Source organism: Myroides sp. TSA_177.3 (assembly GCF_052691955.1).
This window is the reverse complement of record NZ_JBQZGD010000010.1, coordinates 14526-26557: the sequence shown is the minus strand read 5'-3', so window position 1 is coordinate 26557 and position 12032 is coordinate 14526. Positions and strand designations below refer to the sequence as shown.

General features: G+C 37.3%; 12 protein-coding genes. 9 read left to right on the top strand and 3 right to left on the bottom strand.

The features are described from left to right. Positions 1-4: 4 nt before the first annotated feature. Together hemH and ACUTSE_RS10930 are read right to left on the bottom strand one after the other, a co-directional pair. A complete protein-coding gene (hemH, locus tag ACUTSE_RS10935; RefSeq protein ID WP_115091925.1) occupies positions 5-1024 on the bottom strand; it encodes a ferrochelatase in 1020 nt (339 codons plus the stop codon). Further along, the gene (locus ACUTSE_RS10930) at positions 1024-1899 is read right to left on the bottom strand and encodes an AraC family transcriptional regulator (RefSeq protein WP_002988013.1); all 876 of its coding nucleotides are present in this window, start codon (positions 1897-1899) and stop codon (positions 1024-1026) included. Before ACUTSE_RS10930 ends, hemH begins: the two co-directional genes overlap by 1 nt. A 227-nt stretch (positions 1900-2126) precedes the next feature. On the opposite strand from ACUTSE_RS10930, the gene hemA reads away from it, so the two are divergent. The 8 genes from hemA (at position 2127) to ACUTSE_RS10890 (ending at position 9149) form a co-directional block, all read left to right on the top strand. Continuing rightward, positions 2127-3386 (top strand): glutamyl-tRNA reductase, encoded by a 1260-nt coding sequence (hemA, locus tag ACUTSE_RS10925; protein WP_445640250.1) that lies wholly within the window; start codon positions 2127-2129, stop codon positions 3384-3386. Further along, on the top strand, positions 3379-4311 hold the full coding sequence (gene hemC / locus ACUTSE_RS10920) for a hydroxymethylbilane synthase (protein WP_445640249.1): 933 nt from the start codon (positions 3379-3381) through the stop codon (positions 4309-4311). The genes hemA and hemC overlap by 8 nt, the downstream gene beginning before the upstream one ends. 3 nt (positions 4312-4314) lie before the next feature. Continuing rightward, positions 4315-4971, top strand: coding sequence for a uroporphyrinogen-III synthase (locus ACUTSE_RS10915; RefSeq protein WP_445640248.1), 657 nt, complete (start codon positions 4315-4317; stop codon positions 4969-4971). A 36-nt stretch (positions 4972-5007) separates the two neighbouring features. Beyond that, positions 5008-6036 carry a uroporphyrinogen decarboxylase gene (gene hemE / locus ACUTSE_RS10910; RefSeq protein ID WP_445640247.1) on the top strand — a complete coding sequence of 343 codons (1029 nt, stop codon included), beginning with the start codon at positions 5008-5010 and terminating at the stop codon, positions 6034-6036. Positions 6037-6099: 63 nt separating this feature from the next. Further along, positions 6100-6459, top strand: coding sequence for a hypothetical protein (locus tag ACUTSE_RS10905; RefSeq protein WP_002988000.1), 360 nt, complete (start codon positions 6100-6102; stop codon positions 6457-6459). Between the two features lie 38 nt (positions 6460-6497). Next, positions 6498-7412: an oxygen-dependent coproporphyrinogen oxidase gene (gene hemF / locus ACUTSE_RS10900; RefSeq protein ID WP_445640246.1), complete on the top strand. Its 915-nt coding sequence runs from the start codon at positions 6498-6500 to the stop codon at positions 7410-7412. A gap of 163 nt (positions 7413-7575) precedes the next feature. Further along, the gene (gene hemB, locus ACUTSE_RS10895; protein ID WP_115091920.1) at positions 7576-8568 is read left to right on the top strand and encodes a porphobilinogen synthase; all 993 of its coding nucleotides are present in this window, start codon (positions 7576-7578) and stop codon (positions 8566-8568) included. Positions 8569-8735: 167 nt separating this feature from the next. Beyond that, positions 8736-9149 (top strand): c-type cytochrome, encoded by a 414-nt coding sequence (locus tag ACUTSE_RS10890; protein WP_002987994.1) that lies wholly within the window; start codon positions 8736-8738, stop codon positions 9147-9149. 107 nt (positions 9150-9256) lie between these two features. Here the strand turns inward: ACUTSE_RS10890 and ACUTSE_RS10885 are convergent, their stop codons facing one another. After that, positions 9257-10105, bottom strand: a complete 849-nt coding sequence (locus ACUTSE_RS10885) for an alpha/beta hydrolase (protein WP_353102179.1) — start codon at positions 10103-10105, stop codon at positions 9257-9259. Positions 10106-10375: 270 nt separating this feature from the next. Between ACUTSE_RS10885 and ACUTSE_RS10880 the strand changes: the two genes are divergently transcribed. Next, complete coding sequence (locus ACUTSE_RS10880; RefSeq protein ID WP_353102177.1) at positions 10376-11977, top strand: fumarate hydratase; 1602 nt, start codon at positions 10376-10378, stop codon at positions 11975-11977. Positions 11978-12032 lie beyond the last annotated feature (55 nt).

Sequence of the window (12032 nt, the reverse complement as noted above, 5' to 3'; positions counted from 1 at the left end):
CTTGTTATTTAGTTTGTTCCCAAGTGGTAATCCAAGTCGCTAGGGCATCGATAAAAGCATCGTTGTCATTTAAGCAAGGAATGGTTTTAAAAGAAGTTCCGCCGTGATGTAAGAACTCGTCATGTGCTTCCATACCGATTTCTTCCAAGGTCTCTAAACAATCCGCAACAAAGGCTGGTGTAACCACAGCTAGGTGTTTAATTCCGTTTTCAGCAAGTTGATTCACCGTTTTGTCTGTTGGTGGTTGTAACCATTTATCAGGGCCTAGTCTTGATTGAAACGTATTGGTGTATTTCCCTTCCGGAATATTGAGTTTTTCAACTACTTGTTTGGTTGTTTCTAAACATTGGTGTCTGTAGCAATGTTGATGTGCCACAGAAGGAGTATTACAACAAGAGCCGTCAATTTTACAGTGTGATTTTGTTGTATCCGATTTGTAGATGTGACGTTCAGGTACGCCGTGATAAGAGAAAAGGACATGGTCCCATTCGTTTTCATCCAAATGTGCTTGAATAGAAGCTGCTAAAGCATCAATGTATTCCTGTTTGTTGTAAAATGCAGGCATACTAGTGATGGTCATGTTAGCAAAGTGTTTTTTGCGCAATTCTTCCGCTAAGACCTCAATGGTTTCGGTCGTAGCCATAGCAAATTGCGGATATAAAGGAATCATAAATACCTCCGTAACTCCTTTGTCTTTTAACTCTTGTAAGCCTGTTTTGATTGAAGGTTCTCCATATCGCATCGCTAAGGCAATAGGTAAGTCAATCTTCTGTTGTAGTTTTTTTTGCTGACGCTGAGAAATAACAATTAATGGAGACCCTTCCGGTAACCATACTTTTTGATACGCTTCTGCTGATTTCTTCGGTCTTGTATTGAGGATAATTCCCTTTACTAAGAAAGCTCGTAGTAAATAAGGCATATCAATGACTCTTTTGTCCATTAAAAATTCATCCAAATAAGGTTTTACATCCTCGGGTGTTGGAGATTTTGGCGAACCTAAATTTACAAGTAGTATCCCTTTCATTATTGATTGTTTGAATTAATTGACATTAAATATTTTTTTGGCGTGATGCCGTATTTCTTTTTAAAAGCAGAGATAAAATGACTGGCAGAACTATAACCAATCTTTAAACCAACTTCGTTTACATTGTAATTACCTTCATCTAGTAATTTGCGTGCGTATTCCATCTTATAATCAAATAAAAAACTGAATACCGAATCGCCGTAAATCTGTTTGAATCCGATTTTGAGTTTTTTGATATTTAATCCAATCTGATCCGCTAGTTCTTGTAGTGTTGGTGGTTCTGTCATTTGTTGAATGATGATGTCTTTGGCTTGTTTAATCTTAAGTACATCTTCTTCATCCGATAAAAAAGGACAGTTATCTATATTTTGTTCCTCGTTATAGTTGAAAACAAGGCTGAGTAATTCGTAAGTTTTCCCTTTATAGAATAAATTCTTTACTGAAGGATGCATGGATGCATTGAGCATTTGTGTTAGTACAATGGCAATGGCAGGGGTAATCTTTTCTTCCGTATAGTACTTCTTCTCTTTGTTTTCTTCCGTTAGAAAGCCAATAAATTCTGCTTCAGATGAAAATAAAGAGTGGAATTTTTTAATGGGAATCATCAAGCAAATAATCGCCGATTGACTCTTTATTTCTAAGTGAACGGGCAATTGTTTTTGAGGGTTATACAAAAGCAATGATTTCTCTTCAGGTAAATCCAAGGTATAGGCTCCGTGGTTGTAAATAAACTGTCCACTGCCTTTTAAACAAAAGTAAAATTGGATAATATCCGTGCCGATTTCCTTGTGGAAACTATAGGGCTGCGGACTAGTATTGTCTATTTTATAAACCGAAAATTCGGGATCTATATTAATTTCTTCTATGGGACTCATAGCGTTATTTTTTTGAAAGGCAAGGAAACGTAATCTTGTATTTTTTATTTAGAATGATTCTATATAAAGTCTTTTGTAACCCTTGCTAATACTGCAAATGTACTGTATTATAATGAAATATTGCTAAATGTTTTTCTTTTTCTTTCAGCGTTATTAATAGTCCTTCTAGCGTTACTTTTATCGAATCATTAGCGTTAAATTTGCTTACTTTTGAAATTGAAATAGGTATGGAAAAAATAGATAAGGTCAAATCAGCTACTTTTTATGCAGTTGGGTTAAGCTACAAAAAAGCGGATGCCGAGATGAGAGGAAAGTTTAGTTTGAGTGAGACGGCCAAAGAAAATCTATTATGTCAAGCGAAAGAAGAAGGAATAGAAAGTTTAATCGTAATCTCTACGTGTAACCGAACGGAGATTTATGGTTTTGCTCAACATCCTTTTGAATTGATCAAACTATTGTGTGATAATAGTAATGGTACGGTTGACGATTTCCGACAAGTAGCCTATGTATGCAAGAATAATGAGGCAATTCGCCATTTATTCCGCGTAGGTACTGGTTTGGATAGCCAAATTCTAGGTGACTTCGAGATTATTAGTCAAATCCGCAATGGTTTTGTATTGGCGAAAGAGCAAGGATTGACAACCAACTACTTTGAACGTTTAGTGAATGCGGTAATTCAAGCAAGTAAACGCATTAAAAACGAAACCGAACTAAGTTCAGGTGCTACTTCTGTTTCTTTTGCAGCAGTACAATATATTATGGACCACGTTCCTGCTATTTCCGAAAAGAACATCTTGTTGTTCGGAACAGGTAAAATTGGACGTAATACTTGTGAAAACTTGGTAAAACATACGCATAACGACCATATTGTCTTAATCAATAGAACCAAAGAACGCGCATTAGAAGTTGCGGGAAAATTCAATTTGGTGGTGAAAGACTACGATAATTTAGAAGAAGAAATCAGCAAATCGGATGTATTGGTCGTGGCAACAGGTGCACAACAACCAACGATTGATTTAACGAAGCTGCAGCTGGATAAACCCTTAACGATATTGGATTTATCTATTCCTAAAAACGTTGATCCTGCAGTTGTCTCTCATCCGATGGTGGAGTTAATCCACATGGACGATTTGTCAAAAATGACAGATAAAACGATTGAGAGAAGAAAAGAATTTATTCCGCAAGCGGAAGAAATTATTGATGAAGTGATGTCGGAATTTGTCGCTTGGACGAAGATGAGAAAGTTTGCTCCGACGATTCATGCCCTAAAAACGCGATTAGAACAAATAAAAGATGGGGAAATTGACTACCATCGAAAAAAATATGAGAACTTTGATAGTGAACAAGCTGAAGTACTAACAATGCGTATTATTCAGAAGATCACAACACACTTTGCTAATCATCTTCGACAAGAGGAAACAGTTGTAGATGATAGCATTGAATGGATAGAAAAAGTTTTTCAATTAGATACAAGACAAAATGGATAGAGTTATTCGTATCGGTACACGCGATAGCGAGCTTGCTATGTGGCAAGCAACAACAGTGGAGAAGGCATTAAATGCTTTAGGATATAAAACGGAATTAGTTCCGGTGAAATCCGAAGGGGATTTGGTTTTAGACAAGCCTTTATATGAAATGGGGATTACGGGTATTTTTACCAAAACCTTGGATGTGGCGATGATCAATAAAAAAGTGGACATTGCTGTACATTCAATGAAAGATGTACCAACTGCTTTACCGCAAGGTATTGTACAGGCTGCTGTATTACAACGAGCAAATACAGTGGATATTTTACTACACAAAGGAGATACTTCCTTTTTAGATCCAGCAGTAGAAGCGATTGTAGCAACGGGAAGCTTAAGAAGAAAAGCACAGTGGCTGAATCGTTTCCCTAAACACACACTCGTGGATTTAAGAGGAAATGTCAATACGAGAATGCAGAAATTGACAGATAACGAAGCCTGGAAAGGAGCAATTTTCGCTTCTGCAGGTCTTGATCGCATCAAAAAGAAACCCAAAGGATTTATTAACTTAGATTGGATGATTCCAGCACCAGCTCAAGGGGCAATGGTGGTGGTTGCTATGGCGGATGATTCTTTTGCATTGGATGCTTTACGTCAATTAAATGATTATGAGGCAGAAATGACGACGCATATTGAACGTCAATTCTTGCGCACATTAGAAGGTGGATGTACGGCGCCAATTGGAGCTATCGCTACTTATAACCAAAAGGAAGAAACGATTGATTTTACAGGAGTTCTTTTGTCTTTAGATGGAAAAGAAAAGTTTGAAATCAATAAGACAGTGCCAATCCAAGAGTGGAAAAAACTGGGATTCTTCGCAGCACAAGAACTTTTGGCTAATGGAGGACAAGCGTTGATGGAAAAACTGCGTCAAGAATTAAAAAGATAAGAAATGCCTACAGTTTTATCAACGCGCCTATTGAGTGATGCGCATCGTCAACTCCTACAAACAGCTGATGTGCAGTGGATGGAAGAGGACTTTATTGCCATAATTCCTCAAGAATTTGCCGTTGAAACTGTGCGTGATATTGTAGTGTTTACTAGTCAAAATGCAGTAAAAAGCGTCTTGAATAATGCGAAGGCAGCGGTGTTGAAGACCAAACCTGCGATTTGTGTAGGAGTGAAAACCAAAGCCTTATTAGAGCAAGAAGGTTGGGAGGTACTCGCTTGGACACATTATGCCAAAGAATTAACAGCAGTAATTGAACGCGATTTTAAAAATAAAAGCTTTTCTTTTTGTTGTGGAAATATTCGACGTGAGGTATTGCCTACATTTTTTAGACAACACAACCTTGTTTTTGATGAATATGAAGCCTATCAAACGGTTAAACAACCCCATCAAATACAACAGAAAATAGATGGAATCTGTTTTTATAGCCCATCGGGTATTGAGAGCTTTTTACAAAACAATTCCATCACAACGGAAGTTTGCTTTTGTATCGGTGATACAACAGCAGATGCACTGAAAGAGATTACAACACAGGTAGTGGTAGCCAGTCAACCGACAATAGAAGCTACCTTAGCAGCTTGTTTAGCATATTATAAATAGTGTCAGCTAAAATTGACGTAATTAAATGGTTTAGAAATGATTAAAAATGATTTATTCTTAAGAGCTTTAAAAGGAGAAACGGTGGAAAGACCACCCGTTTGGATGATGCGTCAAGCAGGTAGATACCTACCAGAATTCCGTGCTTTACGAGATAAATACGATTTTTTTACCCGTTGTAGAATGCCTGAAATAGCAGCTGAGATTACTGTACAGCCGATTCGTATTGTAAAACCAGATGCTGCCATTCTATTTTCTGATATTTTAGTTGTTCCACAAGCAATGAATATTGATGTGGAAATGAGACCTGGAGTAGGACCATGGGTACCAAATCCTATTCGCTCAGCAAAAGATGTGGAACAAGTTATCATTCCTAACATTGAAGAAACCTTAGGTTATGTGATGGATGCCATCAAAGTAACCAAAGAGATGTTGAACGATGAAGTGCCGTTGATCGGTTTTGCAGGTTCACCTTGGACGATTTTCTGCTATGCAGTTGAAGGAAAAGGTTCAAAAAGCTTTGATTTGGCTAAAGGATTCTGTTTCTCTGATCCTGTTGCAGCTCATACATTATTGCAAAAAATTACGGATACCACGATTTTATACTTAAAAGAAAAAGTAAAAGCTGGGGTTAATGCGGTTCAGATTTTTGATTCATGGGGAGGAATGCTTTCTCCAGTTGATTATCAAGAATTTTCTTGGAAATACATCAATCAAATTGTAGAGGCACTAGCAGAGATTACACCTGTTATTGTATTTGGTAAAGGATGTTGGTTTGCTTTGCCAGAAATGGCACAATCTAAAGCATCTGCTTTAGGTGTAGATTGGACTTGTAGCCCAAAAAATGCACGTTTATTTACAGGTGGAGAGATTACATTACAAGGAAACTTTGATCCAAGCCGATTGATGTCGCCAATTCCAACCATTAAAAAAATGGTACACGAAATGATCGATGCTTTCGGAAAAGATAAATATATCGTGAACTTAGGACATGGTATCTTGCCTCATATCCCAGTAGATCACGCCAAAGCTTTTATTGAAGCGGTAAAAGAATACGAACACAAATAAAAAAATAACGCAAAAAGGTTTACGGAAGAGCGTAAACTTTTTTGCTTTTTTATAGGAAGGCTTATGTTAAACAAAGGAGTTAAAAGCGAAGAAGACAGACGTATAGAATCGATTGTCGTAAAACTTTCATCGATTGGATTTGTTCCCGATGATCTAAAGGTAAAGGAAGAAATTGATGCTGAATTAGCTAAAATGGGATTGACCTATGCTATTCTACTTGAAATGGAAGCAACAGCATTAAATGCACATTTACTTCAATTCAATTTCGAATGGGATCGCATGGAGCAGTTTGCAGATGTATTGGTAAACTGGTCAAAACAAGAAGATCAATTCAAAGCCAAAGCTAAAAGTTTATATACATTCATTCAAAATGAAAGCAAAGCCTTTTCATTTGAAAGGATGGCTAAAATAGCTCAACTATAATAGAATAAACGATACAGATACGCTGGTTTAGGTTCAATATGAAAGAAAAATTTTATCAATATATACAACAGCTTCAAGACCAAATCACAACGAGATTAGAAGAAGTGGATGGAGAAGCGAAATTCCAACAAGACTTATGGGAACGTCCCGGAGGTGGAGGTGGAAGAACGCGTGTCATTGAACATGGACGTGTTTTTGAAAAAGGAGGAGTGAATATTTCTGCTGTACACGGGGAACTACCTGTTGCGATGCAAAAGTATTTCAATGTAGGGGATGTAGATTTTTATGCGTGTGGATTGAGTTTAGTTATCCATCCTAAGAGTCCAATGGTGCCAACGGTTCATGCGAACTGGCGCTATTTTGAAATGTATGATAAACAAGGCCAAGTGGTGCGCTCTTGGTTTGGCGGAGGGCAAGATTTAACGCCCTATTATCTCTTTGATGAAGACGCCATCCATTTTCATCAGGTATGTAAAACCGCTTGTGATCAACACGATGTCGCTTTTTATCCGCAGTATAAAAAACAATGTGACGACTATTTCTGGAATGCACACCGAGAAGAAGCTCGCGGAATTGGAGGACTGTTTTTCGATCGATTGGAAGAAACAACCGAAAAAACAACCCAACAGTGGTATGATTTTGTCACTACCGTAGGGAATAGTTTCTTAGAGGCGTATGTGCCAATTGTAGAAAGAAGAAAAATACTAGATTATACAGCAGAACAACGCACTTGGCAAGAAATTCGAAGAGGACGTTATGTTGAATTTAATCTCGTTCATGATAAAGGCACATTATTTGGCTTAAAAACCAATGGACGTATCGAATCCATTTTGATGAGTTTGCCTCCCCATGTACAATGGGTATATGACCATCAACCGGAAGCAGGGAGCGAAGAAGCAAAGTTACTAGACGTATTAGCTAAACCGAAAGATTGGTTGACAGTTAACGGTTGATAGTTAATGGATCCTGTAGGGGTGTATGGCAATACCCCCACGCTTTTATAAAGATGAAAGCAAATGTAGATGCTTATTGGGGTACGCAATCACGTATTCGCCCCTGTACATATTAGTTAGAAATAAAACGACAAAAAGTCTTATCAATAAAAAACCAAATATTATGTTCCCATTACAAAGAGGTAGAAGATTAAGAACAAGTGAGTCCATTCGTAGTCTAGTAAGAGAAACGATTGTAACGCCGCAAGATTTTATGTTTCCCATGTTTATTGCAGAGGGAACGAATGTAGAAGAGCCAATTTTGTCTATGCCAGGAATTTATAGAAGATCTGTAGATTTAACGGTAAAAGAAGTAAAAGAGCTTTATGCATTAGGTATTCGTGCAGTCAATATCTATGTTAAGGTAAGCGATCATTTAAAAGACAATGCGGGGACAGAGGCATGGAATGCTAATGGATTGATGCAAACGGCAATTAAAGCGATTAAAGACGCTTGCCCGGGGATGATTGTGATGCCAGATGTAGCATTGGATCCATATTCAATCTATGGACATGATGGAATTATTGAAAATGGAAAGGTCGTGAATGATGCAACTGTGGATGCTTTAACGCGCATGAGTGTTTCACATGCTCAAGCAGGAGCTGATTTCGTTGCTCCAAGTGATATGATGGATGGACGTGTATTGCGCATGCGTGAAGCACTAGATCAATCTGGATATACTGATGTGGGGATTATGAGCTACTCGGCAAAATATGCCTCTGCTTTTTACGGTCCTTTTAGAGATGCGCTAGACAGTGCTCCAAGAGCAGATGTTGAAATTCCAACAGATAAAAAAACCTATCAGATGGATTATGCGAATCGCATAGAAGCCATCAAAGAAGCCTTGTATGATGTTGAAGAAGGAGCGGATATTGTGATGGTAAAACCAGGAATCGCCTATTTGGATATTGTACGTGAAGTAAAAGATGCGGTGAATGTACCTGTATCAGTGTATCACGTCTCAGGAGAATATGCCATGGTGAAAGCTGCTGCTGAAAGAGGTTGGTTGGATCACGATTTAATCATGATGGAACAATTAACATGTATCAAACGCGCAGGAGCAAGTATCATCTCTACGTATTTTGCAAAAGAAGCAGCCATCTTGCTGAATAAATAAAAAAGAAAGCTCAGATTTTATCTGGGCTTTTTTATTCCCTTGTTTGGGTATTTCGTTGAGATTATTGAGGATAGATGTCGTTTTTTTACATGAAAAGGCGTGATTTGTGAAAGAGCAGACCAAAATTGTTTTTGTACATTTGATACAACAAATAAACAAACAACTCTATGCGTAACTATCTCATCAAAGCGATACCTTTTTTTGCGGCCATTCTATTGGTTTCTTGTGGTAAAAAGGAAGAAAAACAACAAATGCCAGAACCCGTATATGAATCTGAACGTGGTGGAGCAACAGAAATGACTAATGCAGAAAAAATTGCTTTAGGAAAACAAATTTTTGAAGGAAAAGGAACTTGTGCTTCTTGCCATATGGCAGATAAAAAAGTAATTGGACCTAGTATTAGAGAAATTATTGAAATTTACGATAAACACGATGTGAGTCTTATCTCCTTTTTAAAAGGACAAGAAGAAGCGATTGTTGACCCTGCACAATTTATCATCATGCAGGCTAATTTAGAAATCACCAAAAAATTGAGTGATCTTGAATTAGAAGCTTTAGAAGCTTATATGCGCAGCATGTAATGCATCCTATTTTTACAGTTATTGTCATCTAAATAAAAAAGCTTGAGTACCTTTTGGGGACTCAAGCTTTTTTTGTTATCAATAAAAACACGAATGCTTATGCAATTCTATTTTTTGTAAAACTGTTTTTTCAATGCATTATGAGTGGCTTGATGCAAAACCGTAGCGTGTACTTCATCTGGCATATAATCAAAAGTAGAGTGAATCACTGGGTTTTTTTGTAGGTACGAATAAAAACGCTCCGCTACTTCAAACATCATGGCATCTTCTTCTTTGCTAGGCACACCTACATAAACGTTGACAGGGTGTTTAATTTTGTTCAACAAACACACCGTTGTTTCATCTAACAGTTTTTCTTCACCCCACCAAAAGCTTGGACTTACAATAATGTAGTTGGTAAATAGATGAGGATGTTTAATAAGAAGGTAAGAAGACATCAATCCTGCTAAGGATTCTCCAACAACCGTACGTTCTTCGTTGGTATTGTAGTGTTGATCAATATAAGGCATTAATTCACTCTCTAAGAAAGCTGCGTATGGTTCTGCACCCCCATATTGTGGGAAGAATTCTTTGCTATAGCCTACCTTATCTAAGAAATCAATGTTGGGCACAGCAAAAGTAAAATCTCTTCTACGGTTGACGTTTTCGATGCCTACTACAATTGCCTCAGGAAAGCGATTGATCCAAGGCTGAGAATTAACGCGGAAAATACCTGTCAAATGGATAAAGTCCTCTTCTACGCCACCATCTAAAATATACACTACAGGGTATTTAATGGTATCATTAGGTTGATAGTACGGAGGTAAATAGATATTGATGGTTCTCGTTTCATTTAGAATATTGGATTCCAAAGTAATCGATTCACCAATTGTTATTTTTTGTGCTTCTTTTTGTCCAAATGCAACAAAAGCCACGAGACAAAAAATAGGAGCTAGTATTTTGTTTAAAAATGTCATAGGTTATAAATTAATAAATTCAAATGTAAATAAAATGCTGTGGGGAATGGCAATTTGTCCCATAAAAATGAAAAGTTAGAGTAAAGTAATAGTGACGGGAGAGGATGTAATTCATTCCAATTGGCTGAGTATCTATTTGTTCAATTAACGGTGAAATAAAAAAGTTCTTTATTGAGAAACCCAGTAAACACGGGTTATTTAGAAACGTTCTATGGTTTTTTCATTGGTATATTTCGTAATTTTATCCAACAAAAATAAACGAGTAATCCAATGGACTTTATATATCAAGATCCGTATCCAATTCAAAAAGACGATACGAAGTATAAAAAAATCTCTTCTGATTTTGTAAAAATCGAAAAATTAGGGGATCGCGAAATCTTAGTTGTGGATCCAAAGGCTTTAGAAGTTTTATCTGAAGCAGCAATGACTGATGTTTCATTTATGTTGAGAACGGCTCACTTAGAAAGCTTAAAAGCAATCTTAGATGATCCGGAAGCAACAGATAATGATCGTTTCGTAGCCTATAACTTATTGCAAAATGCAGTAGTAGCAGTAGAAGGACAATTACCTTCTTGTCAAGATACAGGAACTGCTATTGTGGTAGGTAAAAAAGGAGAAAACGTTTATACAGGATCAAATGATGCAGAAAGTTTGTCCAAAGGAATTTTCAATACTTACCAAAAGAAGAATTTGAGATATTCTCAAATTGTACCTATTAGTATGTTTGAAGAAAAAAACTCAGGATCCAATTTACCAGCGCAAATTGATATTTACGCAACTCAAGGTCAGAAATACGAGTTTTTGTTTTTAGCAAAAGGAGGAGGGTCTGCAAATAAGACATTCTTGTACCAAAAAACAAAATCGCTGTTGAATGACAAAAATTTGACCGAGTTTATTAAAGATAAAATCATGGATTTAGGAACTGCCGCTTGTCCTCCATATCACTTGGCTTTAGTGATTGGTGGTACATCAGCAGAGGCTAATTTAGCTGCAGTGAAAAAAGCATCTGCAGGCTACTATGATAACTTACCTACTTCTGGAAATATGGGAGGCCAAGCGTTCCGTGATTTAGAATGGGAGAAAAAATTACAGTTAATTTGCCAAGAATCTCATATTGGAGCACAATTCGGTGGAAAGTATTTCACGCATGATGTTCGCGTAATTCGATTACCACGTCACGCTGCTTCTTGTCCAGTAGGATTAGGAGTTTCTTGTTCTGCAGATCGTAATATCAAAGCTAAAATTACTGCAGAAGGATTATTCATCGAGCAATTAGAGGAAAATCCAGCACGTTTATTACCTGCAGTAGCACCTCATTTAGAAGATCCTATTGTTATTGATTTAGATAAACCGATGCAAGAGCAATTGGCTGAATTGACAAAACATCCAATCAAAACGCGTTTGATGTTGAACGGAACAGTAATTGTTGCCCGTGATATTGCACACGCGAAGATTCAAGAGATGTTAGACAATGGACAAGAAATGCCTGAATATTTCAAAAATCACCCAATCTATTATGCTGGACCAGCTAAAACACCAGAGGGAATGCCTTCAGGAAGTTTCGGACCTACTACAGCAGGACGTATGGATCCTTATGTAGACCCTTTCCAAGCCGTAGGTGGAAGTATGATTATGTTAGCAAAAGGAAACCGTTCTCAAGCGGTAACGGATGCTTGTAAGAAGCACGGAGGATTCTATCTAGGATCAATCGGTGGACCAGCAGCTATCCTAGCGAAAGAAAATATCCTAAGCGTTGAGGTAGTTGATTTCCCTGAATTGGGAATGGAAGCTGTCCGTAAAATTGTAGTAAAAGATTTCCCAGCCTTTATTATTACAGATGATAAAGGAAACGATTTCTTCCAAAATTTGTAAAATAGACAAGAACTCAATACGATGAAAAGCTGTCTTACTTCGGTAAGGCAGTTTT